This is a genomic window from Micromonospora globosa (assembly GCF_000717585.1).
In the GTDB taxonomy this organism is placed as follows: domain Bacteria; phylum Actinomycetota; class Actinomycetes; order Mycobacteriales; family Micromonosporaceae; genus Micromonospora; species Micromonospora aurantiaca.
In genome coordinates this window covers 97546-115878 of record NZ_JNZR01000007.1, presented here as the reverse complement: position 1 = coordinate 115878, position 18333 = coordinate 97546, and the positions used below count along the sequence as shown (strand labels likewise).

Sequence of the window (18333 nt, the reverse complement as noted above, 5' to 3'; positions counted from 1 at the left end):
GCTCAAGAAAAGTTAGGCGAAATTCGCATGCGGGTGAGCAATGAGGAGCTTGGCATGACGACCGATGCGTTCATCTACGACGCGTTGCGCACGCCGCGCGGGCGGGGCAAGCCGACCGGATCGCTGTACGGGGTGAAGCCTGTTTCGCTGATCACCGGCCTGATCGAGGAGACCCTGCGGCGGATGCCCGGCCTCGATCCGGCGCTGATCGACGACATCGTGCTCGGGGTGGTGTCCCCGCTCGGCGACCAGGGCGCCGACATCGCCCGGACCGCCGCCGTCGCCGCCGGCCTGCCCGACACGGTGGCCGGGGTCCAGCTCAACCGCTTCTGCGCCTCCGGGCTGGAGGCGGTGAACATCGCCGCGCAGAAGGTGCGCTCCGGCTGGGAGGATCTCGTCCTCGCCGGTGGCGTCGAGTCGATGTCCCGGGTGCCGATGGGCTCCGACGGCGGGGCCTGGGCGCTCGACCCGGAGGTCAACTTCACCACCGGGTTCGTGCCGCAGGGCATCAGCGCCGACCTCATCGCCACCATCGCCGGCTTCGATCGGGAGACGGTCGACGCGTACGCGCTCCAGTCGCAGGCGCGGGCCGCGAAGGCGTGGGCCAACGGCTACTTCGCCCGGTCCGTGGTGCCGGTCCGCGACCGCAACGGGCTGACCGTGCTGGACCGGGACGAGCACATCCGGGCCGACTCGACGGCGGAGAGCCTCGGCGCGCTGCGCCCCTCGTTCGCCGAGATCGGTGAGAAGGCGGGCTTCGACGCGGTCGCGTTGCAGAAGTACCACTGGGTCGAGCGCATCGAGCACGTCCACACGGCGGGCAACTCCTCCGGCATCGTGGACGGCGCCGCGCTCGTCGCGATCGGCAGCGAGGCGGCAGGCGCCGCCGCCGGTCTCACCCCGCGCGCCCGCGTCGTGGCCACAGCGCTCAGCGGCGCCGACCCCACCATCATGCTCACCGGCCCGGCCCCGGCCGCCCGTAAGGCGCTCGCGAAGGCCGGTCTCGGCGTCGACGACCTCGACCTGGTGGAGATCAACGAGGCGTTCGCCGCGGTGGTCCTGCGGTTCGTCGCCGACCTCGGCCTGAACCCGGACATCGTCAACGCCAACGGCGGGGCGATCGCGATGGGCCACCCGCTCGGCGCGACCGGCGCCATGATCCTCGGCACGCTCGTCGACGAACTGGAACGACGCGGCGGCCGCTACGGCCTGGCCACGCTCTGCGCGGGCGGCGGCATGGGCATCGCGACCGTGATCGAACGAATCTGAGGAGCACGAATGGCAAACACCATCCGGTGGGAGCACGGCGACGACGGCATCGTGCTGCTCACCCTCGACCACCCCGGCCGTTCGGCGAACGTGATGAACGCGGAGTTCGGCGCGAGCCTGGCGGCCACCGTGGACCGGCTCGAAGCCGAGCGTGACCGGATCACCGGCGTGATCGTCACCTCGGCCAAGAAGACGTTCTTCGCCGGCGGCGACCTGGAGACCCTGGTGCGGCTCACGCCCGCCGACGCCGAGGCGTCAGCGGCCGACGCGGCCGCGCTCAAGCAGGCCGTACGCCGGCTGGAGACGCTCGGCCGCCCGGTCGTCGCCGCCGTCAACGGATCGGCCCTCGGCGGCGGACTGGAACTGGCCCTGGGCTGCCACCACCGCGTCGTGCTCGACGACCCGGCCATCGAGATCGGCTTTCCCGAGGTCACGCTCGGCCTGCTGCCCGGCTGCGGCGGCGTGGTGCGTACCGTCCGGCTGCTCGGCGTCACCGCCGCGCTGACCGACTGGCTGCTGCGCGGCCAGCGCCGCCGGCCGCAGGACGCGCTCGCGCACGGGCTGGTCGACGAGTTGGCCGCCGACCGGGACGCCCTGATGGCCGCCGCCCGTGAGTGGATCGCCGCCCACCCGGACGCGACCCAGCCGTACGACCGCAAGGACTACCGGATGCCCGGCGGCACCCCGTCCAGCCCCGGCCTCGCGGTGCAGTTGCCGGCCATGCCCGCGCTGCTGCGCAAGCAGCTCAAGGGCGCGCCCTACCCGGCGCCCCGCAACATCCTCGCCGCCGCCGTCGAGGGCGCCCAGGTGGACCTGGACACCGCGTTCGTCATCGAGGGGCGGTACTTCACCGAGCTGGCGACCGGCCAGGTCGCCAAGAACATGATCAAGGCGCTCTTCTTCGACCTCCAGACCGCCCGGTCCCGCACCGCCGGTGGCGACCACGAGCCGGTACGCAGCGTCGCCGTCGTCGGCGCGGGCATGATGGGCGCAGCCATCGCGTACGTCTGCGCCCGCGCCGGGATGCGGGTGGTGCTCAAGGACGTCACCGCCGAGGGTGCGGCGCGCGGCAAGGCGTACTCGGCGGGCCTGCTCGACAAGGCGGTCGCGCGGGGCCGGTCCACGCCGGAGAAGCGGGACGAGATCCTGGGCCGCATCCACGCCACCGGCGACCTCGCCGACCTGGCCGGCGTCGACCTCGCCATCGAGGCGGTCTTCGAGGATCCGGCGCTCAAGCACAAGGTGTACGCCGAGATCGAGCAGGTCGCGCCGGACGCGCTCATCGCCTCCAACACCTCCACGCTGCCCATCACGCTGCTGGCCGAGGGCGTCAGCCGGCCGGAGGAGTTCGTCGGGCTGCACTTCTTCTCCCCGGTGGACAAGATGCCGCTGGTCGAGGTGATCCGCGGGGAGCGGACCGACGAGGCCACGCTGGGCCGCGCGCTGGGCGTCGTCCGCCAGTTGCGCAAGACGCCGATCGTGGTCAACGACAGCCGGGGCTTCTTCACCAGCCGGGTCATCGGCACGTTCACCAACGAGGGCGTGGCGATGCTGGCCGAGGGCATCCCGGCGGCCACCATCGAGCAGGCCAGCAGCCAGGCCGGCTATCCCGCGCCGGTCCTCGCGCTGATGGACGAGCTGACCCTCACCCTGCCCCGGAAGATCCGCCAGGAGACGGCCGCCGCGACAGTGGCCGCCGGGGGCACCTGGCAGCCGCACGCCGCCGACGCGGTGATCGACCGGATGATCGACGAGTGCGGCCGGACCGGACGCTCCGGCGGTGCCGGCTTCTACGACTACCGCGACGGGAAGCGGGCCGGGCTCTGGCCGGGGCTGCGGGAGCAGTTCGGCGGCACGAACCTGGACACGCCCTTCGAGGACCTCAAGGAGCGGATGCTCTTCATCGAGGCGATCGAGTCGGTGCGGTGCCTGGACGAGGGCGTGCTGACCTCGGTGGCCGACGCCAACGTCGGCTCGATCCTGGGGATCGGCTATCCGAGCTGGACCGGCGGCGTCCTGCAGTACGTCAACCAGTACGACGGCGGGCTGCCGGGCTTCGTGGCCCGCGCCCGGGTGCTCGCAGAGCGCTACGGCGAGCGGTTCGACCCGCCGCCGCTGCTGACGGCGATGGCCGAGCGGGGCGAACGGTTCGAGTAGCGGCGGTCAGAGCGCGGCGGCGAGTCGCTGGGCGTTCATGTACGCGATGGCCTCCACGGAGATCATCGGGTTGACGCCCAGCGACCCCGGGAAGGTCGACGCGTCGGCGAGGACCAGGTTGGGGACCTCCCACGTCGCGCCGTCCGGCCGGGCCACCGACGTCGCCGCGCTGCCGCCCATCCGGGCCGCGCCCATGATGTGCAGGGCGGCCATGGCGACCTGCCCGGGCGCGGTCCCCAGCGTCTCGACGTGCCGGACGAACTCGTCGATGGAACCCGTGCCGCGTTCCCAGACCGGGCCGCGCTGGTGTCCGGACCAGAGCCGCAGCGCTCCGGCCGCCTCGACGATCCGGGCCGCGCCGGCGATCCCTGCTCGCAGATGGGCCGCGTCGTACGGGGAAAGGCGGTAGTGCACCACCGGCTCGCCGTCGCGGCCGACCCGGACCTCACCGCTGTCGCGGTCGCGGGTGATCACGCCGACCCCGCCGAGGTGCGGCAGCGCGCGCATCCGGTCCAGATGCGCCCGTCCGCCCGTCCAGCTCATGAACGACACAGCGGTGGCCGGGTTGGTGGCGGCGGTCTCGTAGATGACGCCGTAGCCGCGGCCGTCGAGATCGGCGTGTTCGGTGGAGTACCGGGTCTGCATCCCGCCCTCCCACGGCCGCACCTCCTCGGCGAACACGCCCCACACGCCGGTCGCCGGATGCAGGTGCAGGTGCCGGCCGATGTTCGGGTTGGTGAGCCCGGAGCGGCGGAGCAGGGCGGGTGTCTGCACGCTGCCGGCCGCGACCACCACGGCGCGGGCGCGTACGGCGACCGGGTGGCCGTTCGCGGTATGGCCGGTCACGCCCGTCGCCCGGCCCGCTTCGACGGTGACGGTCCGCACGTCGACGCCGACGACGAGCCGCGTACCGGCGCGCTCCGCGTCGGCCAGCCAGGTCTTCGTCGCGGACCGTTTGGCGCCGATCCGGCAGCCCAGGCCGCAGCGCCCGCACTCGACACCGGTGTCGCAGCCGTCGACGTTGCGGGGCATCTCGTCGACGTGCCAGCCCAGGCGGTTCAGTCCGCGCTCCATCAGCGCGTCCCGGGAGGAGATCCGGCCGTGCTCGCGGTTGACGCCCAGCCTCGACCACACCGCGTCGAGGCAGCTGTCGTACTCGTCGGTGGCGAACTGCGGCACGCCGAGCGCGGCCCACTCCTCGCGTACCCGGGCCGGGGTGGGGAACGACGTGGTGTAGTTCACCACTGTGCCCCCGCCGAGGCACTGCCCCTGGAGGAGGCTGAGCTGGCCCTCGGCGGTGGCGGCGGGGCCCGGGGCGTAGAGCCGGGACAGTCCGGACAGCTCCCCGCCGTCGAAGTCCCGGTCGTCGTAGTAGCCGCCCTTCTCGACGACGACCACGTCCAGGCCGTGCCCGGCGAGGACCGCGGCGGCAGTGCCGCCGCCGGCGCCGGATCCGACGACGACGACGTCGCAGTCCAGCGTGGTCGGCGCGGACGGGTGGACCGGGGCCAGCGGCGGCGCGGGCGCGTCGGGCCGGACCCCGAGCGGTCCGGGGTAGCCGATGGCGTCCCACACGGGCGAGTGCCCGGCCGGCCCCGGCGTCAGGTAGTAGGAGAGGGTGGCGGCGCCCTTGAGCGCCTGGAACAGCGCCCGTTTGGCGGTGATCCGCGAGTGGGCCAGCGCGAGCAGCGTCTTCTCCCGGCGCTCCTGCGACTGCCGGGAGAACGGCCGCGCGGAACCGCCGAGGACGAACTGGGTGGCGGGGGAGTCCCACCGGTCCAGCAGCCGCAGGAACTGCCGGACCTCGGCGGCGCGCGGATTGTGCAGGACGAGTGCGGCCATCACCTCGGTCGCGCCGAGCCGGCTGGCCGACGGGATCCCGGCGCCGTCACCCGGCGCGAACGTGTCGCAGATGCTCGCCAGGGCGGCGCGCTGGCGGTCGGACAGGTGCACGGTGCCTCCGATCGACCGAAGGGCCGGGTGGGTCAGGACATCTGCTCGGACAGGCCGTACGTCTTGGCGATGATCTCGCGCTGGATCTCGCTGGCGCCGCCGTACACGGTGGACACGATCGCCGAGCGGACCAGACGCTCCATGTCGAACTCGGTGGTGTAGCCGTAGCCGCCCATCATCTGCATCGCGTCCAGCGCGACGCGCCGGGCCGTCTCGGTGGCCTTGAGCTTCGCCATCGAACTCTCCCGGGGCAGCACCGTGTCCGGTGCCTTGTCGACCTTCGCGGCGGTGTCGTAGACGAGCAGCCGGGCGCACTCGATCTCGGTGGCCAGGTCGGCCAGGCGGTGCCGGATCACCTGGAACGATCCGATCGGCCGGCGGAACTGGCGGCGGTCCTTCACGTACGCCACCACGTCGTCGAACGCGCGCCGGGCGATGCCGAGCACCACGCTGGCGAGGATCAGCCGTTCCATGTTGAGCCCGGCCATCAGCTGCCGCCAGCCGTGGTCGACCCGGCCGACCACCGCGTCGGCGGGGAGCACGCAGTCGGTGAAGTAGAGGTCGTTGACCTCGCGGCCGCCCATGGTGTCGATGCCGGACACGGTCAGGCCGGGCGCGCCGGCCGGGACCAGGAACATGGTCAGGCCCTGGTGGTCGCCGGCCCGGCCCGAGGTGCGCGCGACGAGCAGGATGTGCTCGGCCAGGTGGGCGTTGGAGCACCACGTCTTCTGCCCGTTGACCACCCACCCGTCGCCGCGCCGCTCGGCCCGGCAGCTCAGGTTCGCCACGTCGGAGCCGGCCTCGGGCTCGGACATCGCGACCGCCTCGACCACGCCGCGGGCCACGCCGCTGAGGATCAGCTTCTTCTGCTCCGGCGTGCCGAACCGCTGGTAGGTGGCGGCGACGATGATCGAGGTGGTGAACCCGCCGATGGGCGCCATCGCCCGGCTGGTCTCCTCCAGGAACAGGCACAGCTCGGTCATGCCGGCGCCGCCGCCGTCGAACTCCTCCGGCAGCGACAGGCCGAGCCAGCCGAGTTCGGCCATCTTCCGGTACAGCTCCGGGCTGTGCGGTTCCCGCCCGCCGTCGGTGAGACGGTGCCGTTGCTCGCGGGTGCCGACCTCGCGGCGGCAGAAGTCCCGCACCGCCTCGACAAGTGACAGTTGCTCGTCGCTCCACTCCACCGCGGTACCTCCAGCGCATCGTGAGGGATTGACAGCAAGGCTAAACTATCGAATATCAAATGTCAGGAGGCCGCCGATGACGTCCCTCGTTGAGCACCCCCGCCGGCTGCGCGTCGTCGACCCGGTGACAGGTGAGCACCGCGCCGACTACGACATCGCCGACGACGCCGCCGTACGCGCCGCCGTGACGCGGGCCCGCGAGGCGGCCGGCTGGTGGGCCGGTCTGGACGCCAGGCAGCGCCGCCGGCACCTGCTGGCGTACAAGGCGGCGGTCGCCGGTGGCATCGAGGAGCTGGCCGGCATCGTCCGGAGCGAGACCGGCAAGAGCCTCGCCGGGGCTCAACTCGAGGTGATGCTCGCCGTCGAGCACCTGGACTGGGCGGCCCGGCACGCCGCACGGGTGCTCAGGCGGCGGTCGGTCTCCTCCGGCCTGCTCGCGTTCAACCAGGCCGCCTCCGTCGAGTACGTGCCGTACGGCGTGGTCGGCGTGATCGGGCCGTGGAACTACCCCGTCTACACGCCGATGGGTGCGGTGTCGCACGCGCTCGCCGCCGGCAACGCGGTGGTGTTCAAGCCCAGCGAGTTCACCCCGGGCGTCGGGGTGTGGCTGGCCGAGCGCTGGCACGAGCTGCTTCCCGACCACCCGGTCCTCCAGGTGGTCACCGGCGACGGCACGACCGGCGCCGCGCTGTGCCGCGCCTCGGTCGACAAGATCGCGTTCACCGGGTCGGCAGCGACCGGGCGCGCCGTCATGGCCGCCTGCGCCGAGAGCCTGACGCCGGTGGTGATCGAGGGCGGCGGCAAGGACGCGCTGATCGTCACCGCCGACGCCGACCTCGACGCGGCAGCGCAGGCGGCGGTCTTCGGCGGACTCGGCAACGCCGGGCAGACGTGTGCCGGCGTCGAGCGCGTCTACGTCGAACGGTCCGTCTACGAGCCGTTCCTGGCCACGCTCACCGAACTGGCGCGGCAGGTCCGGCCGGGTGCCGAGCCGGACGCGCCGTACGGGCCGATGACCACGCCCACCCAGCCCGAGGTCGTGCGGCGCCACGTCACCGACGCGCTCGACCGGGGCGGCCGGGCGGTTGTCGGTGACGCGGCTTCGGTCCGGCCCCCGTTCGTGGAGCCGGTCGTGCTGACCGACGTGCCCGAGGACAGCACCGCCGTCACCGAGGAGACGTTCGGCCCGGTGCTCGTGGTCAACCCGGTGGCCGACGCGGACGAGGCGGTCCGCCGCACGAACGCGACCAGCTACGGCCTCTCCGGCTCGATCTTCACCCGCGACCGCCGTCGTGGCCTGGCGCTCGCCGGGCGGCTGCGGGCCGGCGCGGTGTCGGTCAACTCGGTGCTGGGGTACGCGGGCGTGCCGTCACTGCCCTTCGGCGGCGTGGGCGACTCGGGGTTCGGGCGGGTCCACGGCGCGGACGGCCTGCGCGAGTTCGCCCGGGCGCGATCGGTGACGTGGCAGCGGTTCCGGCCGCTGATCGAGGTGATGACGCTTCAGCCGTCCGCCGCCGCGATGAAGCGCTCGCTGGCGATGTTCGCGTGGCGTCATGGCCGCCGGTGACTCACTCGTTCCACACGCCCAGGCCGTCCAGGTGCTTGACCAGCCGCTCCGCGCCGTCGGTGAAGTGCCGGGCCATGACCGGCCGGACCGCCTCCGGGTCGCCCGCCGCGAGCGCGTCGAGCAGCGCCTCGTGATCGGCGACCATGCCGGCCCGCCACTCCGCGTCCGCGGCGTAGAACCGCGACGGCGTGTAGCGGGTCACGGTGCGCAGCAGCCAGGACAGCTTGCGCGCGTCGGCGAGCCGGTTGATCCGGCGGTGGAACTCGTATTCGAGCTGTTCGACCCGGCTGACCTGCCGGGCCTGGGCGGCCCGGCGCAGCCGCTCGTGCTGCTGCCGCAGGTCGTCGAGCTGCTCCGGGGTGATGCTGACGGCGACCCGGGCGGCCAGCTCGCCGGCGATGTGGCCCTGGAGGCTGAACACGTCGATGATGTCCTGCCGCGACAGCGGCGCCACCACGTGCCCGCGGCGCGGTTGCAGCTCGACCATGTCCTCCGCGCGCAGCATCAGCAGCGCCTCGCGTACCGGTGTGATGCTCAGCCCGGTCTCCTGGGCCACCTCCTCGAGCCGGATGCGTTCGCCGGGGCGCAGCTGGCCGGACATGATCCGGTCGCGCAGCAGGCTCGCCACGGTCTCGGAGAGCTGGGGCTGAGAGACGTTCTGGATCCTGCCGCGGTCCGCCACCAGCCCAGAGTATCAAATGTCAAATGTCAGAACAGGAGCGCCGATGAGCTCGACCGTGCCGGAGTCCGAACCGGCCGGCGCCGGACTGCGGGCCGCCACCAGCGACGGCGTCCGCACCATCTGGTTCGACCGGCCCGACCGGCGCAACGCGATGTCGCTGGAGATGTTCCGCGACTACTACGCGGCCCTGGTGGCGGCGGACGCCGACCCGGAGGTCCGGGCGGTCGTGGTCACCGGCTCCGGTGACTGGTTCTGCTCCGGCGCCGACCCGGAGGCGCTCGCCGCGCTGCTCGACGAACGCAACCGCGACCTGCTCGCCGGCGAGTTCGGCCACCCACCGCACCTGCCGCTGACGCTCGGCACCCCGATCGTCGCCGCGATGAACGGCGGCGCGGCCGGCCTCGGCCTGGTCCACGCGCTCTACGCCGACGTGCGGTTCATGGCGGCGGAGGCGCGCCTGTCCACCTCGTTCAGCCGGCTCGGCCTCGTCGCCGAGTACGGCAGCGCCTGGCTGCTGCCCCGGCTGATCGGCGTCGGCGCCGCGCTGGACCTGCTGCTGTCCGGCCGCAAGGTCGACGCCGTGGAGGCGTTCCGGATCGGACTTGTGCAACGCGTGCTCCCGCGCGACGAGGTGCTGGCCGAGGCACAAGCCTATGCCGTGGCCCTGGCCGAGCACTGCTCACCGGCGTCCATGGCGGTGATCCGGCGGCAGGTGTGGTCGGGCTCGGAGACCGGCGCCGCCGAGGCCGCCACCGACGCGATCCGGCTCATGGTCGAGTCCCTGGCCGGCGCCGACTTCGGCGAGGCCCTGCTCAGCCGGGCCCAGGGCCGCGCACCCCGCTTCGCCCCACGGGGCGGCGCGTGAGCGGCCCGCTCGCCGGCGTCCGGGTCGTGGAACTGGCCGGGATCGGACCCGGCCCGTTCGCCGCCATGCTGCTGGCCGACCTCGGCGCCGACGTGGTCCGGGTCGACCGGCCGGAGCCCGGCGCGCTCCCGGCCGGTGACCCCGGGCGGAACCTGCTCAACCGGGGCAAACGCTCGATCGTGGTGGACCTCAAGCACCCCGACGGCGCCGAGGTGGTCCTCGCGCTGGCCGGCCGGGCCGCGATCCTGATCGAGGGCTGGCGCCCCGGCGTGGCCGAACGGCTCGGCGTCGGACCGCAGGCCGCGCTGGCCCGCAACCCGGGCCTGGTGTACGGGCGGATGACCGGCTGGGGACAGGACGGGCCGCTGGCCCGCGCCGCCGGCCACGACATCGGCTACATCGCCGTAGCCGGGGCGCTGCACCCGATCGGCCGCGCCGGCGGGCCGCCGCAGATCCCGCTCAACCTGGTCGGCGACTTCGGCGGCGGCTCGCTCTACCTGGTCGTCGGCATCCTGGCCGCGCTGCACGTCGCCGCCGCCACCGGCCGGGGCCAGGTCGTCGACGCCGCCATCGTGGACGGCGCGGCCCACCTCACCACCCCGTTCGCCGGGATGCTCGCGCAGGGCACCTGGCGACCCGAGCGGGGCCGCAACCTGCTCGACGGCGGCGCACCGTTCTACGACGTGTACGCCACCGCCGACGGCGGGCACATGGCTGTGGGCGCGCTGGAACCCCAGTTCTACGCCGAACTGCTGCGGCTGCTCGGGCTCGCAGGCGCGGACCTGCCGGCACAGCACGACGTGGCCGGATGGCCGGTGCTGCGAGCCCGCTTCGCCGAGGTGTTCGCCGGCCGTACCCGCGACGAGTGGACAGCGGTGTTCGACGGCACCGACGCCTGCGTCGCGCCGGTGCTGTCGCTCACCGAGGCGCCAGGCCACCCGCACCTGGCGGCGCGCGGCACGTACGAGGAGCACTTCGGCGTCCGGCAGCCGGCCGTGGCGCCCCGCCTGTCCGGGACACCCGGCCGGGTCGGCGGCCCGCCGCCCGCGCCCGGCGCCGACACCGAGCCCGTCCTCACCGACTGGGGACTGGGCGCACACCTACCGCGATGGCTGGACGACGGCGTCGTCGGCCGGAAGCAGGGAGCAGCGCACTGATGCGTATCGGGACGACACTGGCGTACGCCGCCGACCCCAGAAGCGGCGCCGACGACGTGGCCGCCTGGGAACAGGACGGCCTGGACGTGGTCTGGGTGTCCGAGGCGTACGGCTTCGACGCGCCCACCGTGATGGGTTACCTCGCCGCCCGGACGAGCCGGGTCCACATCGGCTCCGCGATCCTGCCGATCTTCTCGCGTACCCCGGCTCTGCTCGCGCAGACCGCCGCGGGCCTGGACGCGATGTCCGGTGGCCGGGCCATCCTCGGCCTCGGCGCGTCCGGACCGCAGGTGATCGAGGGATGGCACGGCGTCGCGTACGACAGGCCGCTGGCCCGCACCCGCGAGGTGATCGACATCTGCCGGCGGGTGTGGCGGCGCGAGACGCTGACGAACGACGGCCTCTACCGGCTGCCGCTGCCGCCCGGCGAGGGCACCGGGCTGGGCAAGCCGCTGAAGATCCTCACCCACCCGGTCCGCGACCGGATCCCGATCCACGTGGCGAGCCTCGGTGACCGGAACGTCCGGATGACCGCCGAGATCGCCGACGGGTGGCTGCCGTTCCTCTACGATCCGCAGCGCGCGGGCGACGTCTGGGGTGCCGCGCTGGCGGCCGGCCGGGCGAAACGGCCGGCTGACCTCGGGCCGCTGGAGGTGGTGGCCGGCGGGCCGCTGGCGATCGGCCCGGACGTGACCGGGCTGCGCGACCTCGCCCGGCCGCTGATCGCCCTGTACGTGGGCGGGATGGGCGCCAAGGGCCGCAACTTCTACCACGACCTTCTGTGCCGCTACGGCTACGAAGCCGAGGCGGACCGCATCCAGGACCTCTACCTGGACGGCCGCAAGGCCGAGGCCGCCGCCGCGGTGCCGGCGGAACTGCTGGAACGCACCAGCCTGATCGGACCGGAGAGCTACGTGCGTGACCGGGTCCAGGAGTACCGCGACGCGGGCGTGACGATCCTCAACGTCGCGCCGCTGGGCGAGGACCCGCGGCGCCTCGTCGCCGCCGTCGCGGACATGGCCCGGTAGCGCAGGGGAGGAGCCCACACACATGGACCGCGCGATCTTCACCGCCGACCACCTCGCGTTCGCCGAACTGGTGCGCGCCTTCATCGACAAGGAGATCACCCCGCACCACGAGCGCTGGGAGGCCGACGGCATCGTCGACCGCGGCGTGTGGCGGGCCGCCGGCGCCGCCGGACTGCTCGGCCTCTTCGTCGACGAACGGTACGGCGGCGCCGGGGTCACCGACCGGCGCTTCCACGCCGTCCTGACCGAGGAACTCGCCCGGGCCGGTGCGAGCGGGCCCGCGTTCGGCCTGCACAACGACATCATCGGCCCGTACCTGACCGACCTGACCACCGAGGAGCAGAAGCAGCGCTGGCTGCCGGGCTTCTGCTCCGGCGAGATCGTCACCGCCATCGCCATGTCCGAGCCGGGCGCGGGCAGCGACCTGGCGGGCATCACCACCACAGCGGTACGCGACGGCGACGACTGGGTCCTCAACGGGCAGAAGACGTTCATCAGCAACGGCATCCTGGCCGACCTGGTCGTCGTGGTGGCCCGTACCGATCCCGGCGCCGGGCGGCGGGGGATCAGCCTGCTCGTGGTCGAGCGCGGCATGCCGGGGTTCGAGCGCGGCCGCAACCTCGACAAGCTCGGGCAGAAGGCGCAGGACACCGCCGAGCTGTTCTTCTCCGACGTCCGCGTACCAGCGGCGAACCTGCTCGGCGCGGAGGGCGAGGGCTTCGCCTACCTGATGCGCAACCTGCCGCTGGAGCGGCTGTCGATAGCCGTCGCGGCGCTCGCCGGCGCCGAGACGGTGTTCGCGCAGACGCTCGACTACTGCAAGCAGCGCCAGGCGTTCGGCCGTCCCATCGGGAGTTTCCAGCACAACCGGTTCGTACTCGCCGAACTCGCCACCGAGCTGCGCCTGGGCCGGGTCTTCGTCGACAACTGCCTGGTCGCGCCGGACCTCACCGCGGAGACGGCGGCGATGGCGAAGTGGTGGTGCACCGAGTTGCAGCAGCGCGTCGTGGACCGGTGCCTCCAGCTGCACGGCGGCTACGGCTACATGCGCGAGTACCCGGTGGCCCGCGCCTACCTGGACGCCCGCGTCCAGACCATCTACGGCGGCACCACCGAGATCATGAAGGAGGTGATCGGCCGGTCACTCGGCCTGTGAGCCGGGCTCCAGCATGGGTACGAGGAACCGGCGGGCCATGGTCCGCAGCTCGTCGGCGTCGTCCAGGTCGATGACGTGGCTCGGGGTGAGCAGGAAGGAACAGGACAGCCGGGTCATCAGCTCGGCGACCACCTCCACGTCGACTGTGGCGGCGATGGTGCCGGCGCGCTGCTCGCGGCGCAGCTGCCCGGCGACGAACCGCTGCACGGTGGCCAGGGTCCGCCCGCCGTCGCTGATCATCGAGGGGATGAGCACGTCCGGTTCGACGCTCATCAGCCCGCCGATCAGCGGGTTGCGGCGGATCGCGTCCAGCGCGCTGACGAAGCCCAGCACCAACCGGTCTCCGACGGTGGCCGCCTGCTGGATGTCGACCAGGAACCGGTCGAAGTAGCGCCGGAACTCGCGGCGGACCACCTGCTCGACCAGCCGGTCCTTGGTGGCGAACCGGCGGTACGCGGTGATCCGGGAGACGCCCGCCCGCCGGGCCACGTCCTCCATCGTGGAGCGGCGGATGCCCATCCGGCAGAACTGCTCGTAGGCGGCGTCGAGGATCCGGGTCGCCACCTCGTCGCTGTCGTCGGCGCTGTGCAACGCCTCGGTGAAGGCGCGTTCCAGCAGCGACTCGGGCCGGCCGGCCGGTTCGTCGTGACCCGCCTCGGGGGAGGACGCCTGCGCGGGAGCGGTCCGGGCCATGGGTGCCCTCCCGGGAGAGACGGTGACGCGGTTGGTGCTTCACCGTACCAATCGCCGGGGCGTACCCCCGGACAAGCGCGACCGCCGCGCCCCGGAAGCGGGGCGCGGCGGTCGCGTGGGGTCGTGCGGTGTCCGGTCAGGAGCCGGAGCGCTTGGCCGTCGCCTTCAGGTAGTCCCGGTTGAGGCGGCCGATGGTGTTCAGCGGGATGCCCTTCGGGCAGGCCGCCGCGCACTCGCCGATGTTGGTGCAGCCGCCGAAGCCGGCCTCGTCGTGCGCGTCCACCATGCCGATCACCCGGGTGTAGCGCTCCGGCTGGCCCTGGGGCAGCAGCGAGAGCTGGGTGATCTTCGCGGCGGTGAACAGCATGCCGGAGCCGTTCGGGCAGGCCGCCACGCAGGCGCCGCAGCCGATGCAGGCAGCCGACTCGAACGCGGCGTCCGCGTCGGCCTTCGGCACCGGCACCGAGTGCGCCTCCGGGGCGCTGCCGGTCGGCGCGGTGACGTAGCCGCCGGCGGCGATGATCTGGTCGAACGCGTTGCGGTTGACCACCAGGTCCTTGACGACCGGGAACGCGCGGGCCCGCCAGGGCTCGATGTCGATCGTGTCGCCGTCGGAGAACTGCCGCATGTGCAGCTGGCAGGCGGTGGTGCCGCGCTGCGGGCCGTGCGCCTCACCGTTGATCATGAGGCTGCACATGCCGCAGATGCCCTCGCGGCAGTCGTGGTCGAACGCCACCGGCTCCTCGCCGTCGAGGATGAGCCGTTCGTTGAGCACGTCGAGCATCTCCAGGAAGGACATGTCCGGGGACACGTCCTGCACCGGGTAGGTCACCATCCGACCCTTGTCCTCGGGGCCGGTCTGGCGCCAGATGCGCAGGGTCAGGTTCACTTGTAGCTCCGCTGCGTGGGGTGGACGTATTCGAAGGTCAGGTCTTCCTTGTGCAGCACGGGCTCACCGGTGCCGGTGAACTCCCAGGCCGCCACGTAGGCGAACCGGTCGTCGTCGCGCTGCGCCTCGCCGTCGGGCGTCTGGTGCTCGGCCCGGAAGTGGCCGCCGCAGGACTCCTCGCGGTGCAGGGCGTCGATGCACATCAGCTCGGCCAGCTCGAAGAAGTCGGCCACCCGGCCGGCCTTCTCCAGCGACTGGTTGAGGCCCTCGCCGTCACCCGGCACGCGCACCCGCTGCCAGAACTGCTCACGCAGCGCGCGGATCTCGTCGATCGCCTTGCGCAGCCCGGCCTCGGAGCGCTCCATGCCGCAGTGCTCCCACATGATCTGGCCCAGCTCGCGGTGGAACGAGTCCACCGTACGGTCGCCGTTGATCGCCAGCAGCCGCTTGATCCGGTCCTCGACCTCGGTGCGCGCCGCGACCGCCTCGGGGTGGCTGGCGTCGACCTTGTCCAGCGAGTTGGAGGCCAGGTAGTTGGCGAGCGTGTTCGGCAGCACGAAGTAGCCGTCGGCCAGGCCCTGCATCAGCGCCGAGGCGCCGAGCCGGTTCGCGCCGTGGTCGGAGAAGTTGGCCTCACCGATCACGAACAGGCCGGGGATCGTCGACTGGAGGTCGTAGTCGACCCAGAGGCCACCCATCGTGTAGTGCACGGCGGGGTAGATCCGCATCGGCACCTCGTACGGGTCCTCGCCGGTGATCCGCTCGTACATCTCGAAGAGGTTGCCGTACTTGGCCTCGATGGCCTTGCGGCCCAGCCGGTTGATCGCGTCGGCGAAGTCGAGGTAGACGCCGAGGCCGGTCGGGCCGACGCCGCGTCCCTCGTCGCACACGTTCTTCGCGGCGCGGGAGGCGATGTCGCGGGGGACCAGGTTGCCGAAGGACGGGTAGATCCGCTCCAGGTAGTAGTCCCGCTCGTCCTCGGGGATCTCCCGCGGGCTGCGCTGGTCGCCCTTGGCCTTGGGCACCCACACCCGGCCGTCGTTGCGCAGCGACTCGCTCATCAGGGTCAGCTTCGACTGGTGGTCGCCGGAGACCGGGATGCAGGTCGGGTGGATCTGCGTGTAGCAGGGGTTGGCGAAGTACGCGCCCTTGCGGTGCGCCCGCCAGGAGGCGGTGACGTTGCAGCCCTTGGCGTTGGTGGAGAGGTAGAAGACGTTGCCGTAGCCGCCGGAGGCGAGCACGACCGCGTCGGCCATCTCGGTGCTGATCTCGCCGGTGACCATGTCGCGGACCACGATGCCGCGCGCGCGGCCGTCGACGAGGACCAGTTCGAGCATCTCGTGGCGGGCGTTCATCTCCACGTTGCCCAGGCCGATCTGCCGCTCCAGCGCCTGGTACGCGCCGAGCAGCAGCTGCTGGCCCGTCTGGCCCCGGGCGTAGAAGGTGCGCTGCACCTGCGCGCCGCCGAAGGAGCGGGTGTCCAGCAGGCCGCCGTACTCGCGGGCGAACGGCACGCCCTGGGCCACGCACTGGTCGATGATGTTCACCGACATCTCGGCCAGCCGGTGCACGTTCGACTCGCGGGAGCGGAAGTCGCCGCCCTTGACCGTGTCGTAGAACAGGCGGTGCACCGAGTCGCCGTCGTTGCGGTAGTTCTTGGCGGCGTTGATACCGCCCTGCGCGGCGATCGAGTGGGCCCGGCGCGGGCTGTCCTGGTAGCAGTAGGACCGCACCTGGTAGCCCTGCTCGGCCAGGGTGGCGGCGGCGGAGCCGCCGGCCAGGCCGGTGCCGACCACGATCACCGTCATCTTCCGGCGGTTGGCCGGGTTGACCAGCTTCATCTCGAAGCGGTGGCGGTCCCACCGCGTCTCGATCGGGCCGTCCGGGGCCCGGGTGTCGGCGATCGGGTCGCCCTCGGTGTAGAGATCCATGTCAGGACACCAATCCGGTGATCACGGCGAACGGAACCAGCAGGTAGCCGCCGACGAGCGCGACGGCGAAGACGAGCGCGGCGATCCGGGCCCGGCGCTCGCCCTTCGGCGTCTGCTGGCCGAGGCTGCGGAACGCGCTGAAGGCGCCGTGGCGCAGGTGGAAGCCGAGGGTCACCAGCGCGAGGGTGTAGAAGAGCGTGACGTACCAGCGCTCCGGCGCGAAGCCGGCGACCACGTTGCCGTACGGGTTGGCCGGGTCGCCCTGCGGGTTCAGGTGACCCGTGGTCAGGTCGAGGATGTGGTAGATCACGAAGAGCAGGATGATCACACCACCCCAGCGCATCGTGCGGGCCGCGTAGTTCACGTGGATCTTGCGGCGGTGCGCGTACCGGACCGGGCGGGCGGCCCGGGACCGCATCGCGAGCACGGTGGCCGCGCCGATGTGCCCGAGGACGGCGACGGTGAGCACGGTGCGCTGGATCCACAGGAACCACGTCGTCGGCAGCAGCGGCGTGCCGATGTCCCGCAGCCAGTGCGCGTAGTGGTCGAACGACGTCTCACCCGTGAAGATCTTCAGGTTGCCGAGCATGTGCGCGATCAGGAACAGCACGAGGATGATGCCCGTCACCGCCATGACGGCCTTGAGGCCGACGTTCGAGCGGATGGGCGACCGAGTTTTCGTGATTACCACGCGGTCGACGCTAGGAGCACTTCGATCAGGCGTCCAATGCATCGAAATCGCAGCGTTGATAGCCGTAGGCTATGTAGATGCAGCTCCATCAGCTTCGGTACTTCGTGGCGGTCGCCGAAGTACGACATTTCACCCAGGCGGCCGATCTTGTCGGCATAACCCAGCCCTCGTTGAGTAAGCAAATTCACGCGCTGGAGACCGACCTGGGGGCACCGCTGTTCGAGCGGGTAAGGGGCAACATCACACTCACCGCAGCAGGTGAGGTGCTGCTGCCGCTGGCCAAGCGGATCCTCGCCGACGTGGAGACCGCCACCCGCGAGGTGCAGGAACTGGTGGGGCTGCGCCGGGGCCGGGTCCGGCTCGGCGCCACCCCCAGCCTCGCCACCTCGCTCGCCCCGCCGGTGCTGCGCCGGTTCCGCGACGCGCACCCCACGATCGACCTGCGCGTGGAGGAGGGCGGCTCGCAGGACCTCGTCCGGGACCTGCTCCGCGGCGACCTCGACCTCGCCCTGATCATCATGCCGTCGGCCGGCACCGACCCGGGGCTGCGCGCCGACCCGATCCTGCGGGAGAGCCTGGTGGTCGCCTCGGTCGACCCGCTGCCGGGCGCCTCGGAGGCCGGGGAGTTACGCATCACCGACCTGCGCGACCAGCCGCTCGTCATGTTCCGCGAGGGCTACGACCTGCGCGACGCCACGCTCCAGGCGTGCCGGGCGGCCGGGTTCGAGCCGACCCTGTCCGTCGACGGCGGGGAGATGGACGCCGTGCTCAGCTTCGTCGAGGCCGGGCTCGGCGTCGCGCTGGTGCCCGGCATCGTGGTGGCCCGCCGCGCCGGCATCCGGGTCACCCGGCTCGTCCCGCCCGGCGTCCGCCGGACCATCGCGGTGGCCCGCCGCCGCGACGTGGTGCCCACCCACGCCGGGCGCGAGCTGCGCCGCATCCTCCTGGAGTACGTCCACGACGCCACCGCCACCGCCGAACTCCCCCCAGGCGTAGAGCCCCTCTGACCGCCCCTCTCCCGCCGCCCCTCTCCCGCGCGATCTTGCACTTTCGGCCCCGGCGAAAGGTGCGAATGCCACTGCGCGGGGGCACCAAGTGCAAGATCGACGAG

General features: G+C 72.5%; 15 protein-coding genes. 8 read left to right on the top strand and 7 right to left on the bottom strand.

What is annotated here, in order from left to right:
- Positions 1 to 54: 54 nt before the first annotated feature.
- Both IF06_RS0109925 and IF06_RS0109920 read left to right on the top strand, forming a co-directional pair.
- Complete coding sequence (locus tag IF06_RS0109925) at positions 55 to 1269, top strand: acetyl-CoA C-acetyltransferase (protein ID WP_013285318.1); 1215 nt, start codon at positions 55 to 57, stop codon at positions 1267 to 1269.
- Positions 1270 to 1278: 9 nt separating this feature from the next.
- Positions 1279 to 3426: a 3-hydroxyacyl-CoA dehydrogenase NAD-binding domain-containing protein gene (locus IF06_RS0109920; RefSeq protein WP_030270416.1), complete on the top strand. Its 2148-nt coding sequence runs from the start codon at positions 1279 to 1281 to the stop codon at positions 3424 to 3426.
- A gap of 6 nt (positions 3427 to 3432) precedes the next feature.
- Here IF06_RS0109920 and IF06_RS0109915 read toward each other — a convergent pair whose 3' ends face one another.
- The gene (locus tag IF06_RS0109915; protein ID WP_030270415.1) at positions 3433 to 5379 is read right to left on the bottom strand and encodes a GMC family oxidoreductase N-terminal domain-containing protein; all 1947 of its coding nucleotides are present in this window, start codon (positions 5377 to 5379) and stop codon (positions 3433 to 3435) included.
- 32 nt (positions 5380 to 5411) lie between these two features.
- Positions 5412 to 6563 carry an acyl-CoA dehydrogenase family protein gene (locus IF06_RS0109910; RefSeq protein ID WP_030270414.1) on the bottom strand — a complete coding sequence of 384 codons (1152 nt, stop codon included), beginning with the start codon at positions 6561 to 6563 and terminating at the stop codon, positions 5412 to 5414.
- 76 nt (positions 6564 to 6639) lie between these two features.
- On the opposite strand from IF06_RS0109910, the gene IF06_RS0109905 reads away from it, so the two are divergent.
- Positions 6640 to 8130, top strand: coding sequence for an aldehyde dehydrogenase family protein (locus IF06_RS0109905; RefSeq protein WP_030270412.1), 1491 nt, complete (start codon positions 6640 to 6642; stop codon positions 8128 to 8130).
- 1 nt (position 8131) lies between these two features.
- On the opposite strand, the gene IF06_RS0109900 is transcribed toward IF06_RS0109905, so the two are convergent.
- Positions 8132 to 8812, bottom strand: a complete 681-nt coding sequence (locus IF06_RS0109900; RefSeq protein WP_013285323.1) for a GntR family transcriptional regulator — start codon at positions 8810 to 8812, stop codon at positions 8132 to 8134.
- A 43-nt stretch (positions 8813 to 8855) separates the two neighbouring features.
- Here IF06_RS0109900 and IF06_RS0109895 point away from each other — a divergent pair, with 43 nt between their 5' ends.
- The 4 genes from IF06_RS0109895 to IF06_RS0109880 are packed head-to-tail and all read left to right on the top strand — an operon-like array spanning position 8856 to position 13018.
- Positions 8856 to 9677, top strand: a complete 822-nt coding sequence (locus IF06_RS0109895; protein WP_030270410.1) for an enoyl-CoA hydratase-related protein — start codon at positions 8856 to 8858, stop codon at positions 9675 to 9677.
- Positions 9674 to 10834 (top strand): CaiB/BaiF CoA transferase family protein, encoded by a 1161-nt coding sequence (locus IF06_RS0109890; protein WP_030270408.1) that lies wholly within the window; start codon positions 9674 to 9676, stop codon positions 10832 to 10834. Before IF06_RS0109895 ends, IF06_RS0109890 begins: the two co-directional genes overlap by 4 nt.
- Positions 10834 to 11862, top strand: a complete 1029-nt coding sequence (locus IF06_RS0109885; protein WP_030270406.1) for an LLM class F420-dependent oxidoreductase — start codon at positions 10834 to 10836, stop codon at positions 11860 to 11862. The genes IF06_RS0109890 and IF06_RS0109885 overlap by 1 nt, the downstream gene beginning before the upstream one ends.
- A 22-nt stretch (positions 11863 to 11884) precedes the next feature.
- The gene (locus IF06_RS0109880; protein ID WP_030270404.1) at positions 11885 to 13018 is read left to right on the top strand and encodes an acyl-CoA dehydrogenase family protein; all 1134 of its coding nucleotides are present in this window, start codon (positions 11885 to 11887) and stop codon (positions 13016 to 13018) included.
- Here the strand turns inward: IF06_RS0109880 and IF06_RS0109875 are convergent.
- From IF06_RS0109875 to IF06_RS0109860, 4 genes are all read right to left on the bottom strand, one after another.
- Positions 13004 to 13711, bottom strand: a complete 708-nt coding sequence (locus tag IF06_RS0109875) for a TetR/AcrR family transcriptional regulator (RefSeq protein WP_030270402.1) — start codon at positions 13709 to 13711, stop codon at positions 13004 to 13006. The two genes, IF06_RS0109880 and IF06_RS0109875, sit on opposite strands and share 15 nt — an antisense overlap.
- A gap of 136 nt (positions 13712 to 13847) precedes the next feature.
- Complete coding sequence (locus IF06_RS0109870; RefSeq protein WP_013285329.1) at positions 13848 to 14600, bottom strand: succinate dehydrogenase/fumarate reductase iron-sulfur subunit; 753 nt, start codon at positions 14598 to 14600, stop codon at positions 13848 to 13850.
- A complete protein-coding gene (locus tag IF06_RS0109865; protein ID WP_030270400.1) occupies positions 14597 to 16531 on the bottom strand; it encodes a fumarate reductase/succinate dehydrogenase flavoprotein subunit in 1935 nt (644 codons plus the stop codon). The genes IF06_RS0109870 and IF06_RS0109865 overlap by 4 nt, the downstream gene beginning before the upstream one ends.
- A 1-nt stretch (position 16532) precedes the next feature.
- Positions 16533 to 17264 carry a succinate dehydrogenase cytochrome b subunit gene (locus IF06_RS0109860; RefSeq protein WP_174361705.1) on the bottom strand — a complete coding sequence of 244 codons (732 nt, stop codon included), beginning with the start codon at positions 17262 to 17264 and terminating at the stop codon, positions 16533 to 16535.
- Positions 17265 to 17299: 35 nt separating this feature from the next.
- Here IF06_RS0109860 and IF06_RS0109855 point away from each other — a divergent pair, with 35 nt between their 5' ends.
- Positions 17300 to 18229: a LysR family transcriptional regulator gene (locus IF06_RS0109855; RefSeq protein ID WP_013285332.1), complete on the top strand. Its 930-nt coding sequence runs from the start codon at positions 17300 to 17302 to the stop codon at positions 18227 to 18229.
- Positions 18230 to 18333: the final 104 nt, after the last annotated feature.

Excerpts from the sequence above, each read along its gene's own strand:
- IF06_RS0109925 (WP_013285318.1), top strand. The coding sequence starts at position 55 with ATGACGACCGATGCGTTCATCTACGACGCGTTGCGCACGCCGCGCGGG.
- IF06_RS0109920 (WP_030270416.1), top strand. The coding sequence starts at position 1,279 with ATGGCAAACACCATCCGGTGGGAGCACGGCGACGACGGCATCGTGCTG.
- IF06_RS0109905 (WP_030270412.1), top strand. The coding sequence starts at position 6,640 with ATGACGTCCCTCGTTGAGCACCCCCGCCGGCTGCGCGTCGTCGACCCG.
- IF06_RS0109895 (WP_030270410.1), top strand. The coding sequence starts at position 8,856 with ATGAGCTCGACCGTGCCGGAGTCCGAACCGGCCGGCGCCGGACTGCGG.
- IF06_RS0109885 (WP_030270406.1), top strand. The coding sequence starts at position 10,834 with ATGCGTATCGGGACGACACTGGCGTACGCCGCCGACCCCAGAAGCGGC.
- IF06_RS0109880 (WP_030270404.1), top strand. The coding sequence starts at position 11,885 with ATGGACCGCGCGATCTTCACCGCCGACCACCTCGCGTTCGCCGAACTG.
- IF06_RS0109875 (WP_030270402.1), bottom strand. The coding sequence starts at position 13,711 with ATGGCCCGGACCGCTCCCGCGCAGGCGTCCTCCCCCGAGGCGGGTCAC.
- IF06_RS0109865 (WP_030270400.1), bottom strand. The coding sequence starts at position 16,531 with ATGGATCTCTACACCGAGGGCGACCCGATCGCCGACACCCGGGCCCCG.
- IF06_RS0109860 (WP_174361705.1), bottom strand. The coding sequence starts at position 17,264 with ATGCATTGGACGCCTGATCGAAGTGCTCCTAGCGTCGACCGCGTGGTA.
- IF06_RS0109855 (WP_013285332.1), top strand. The coding sequence starts at position 17,300 with ATGCAGCTCCATCAGCTTCGGTACTTCGTGGCGGTCGCCGAAGTACGA.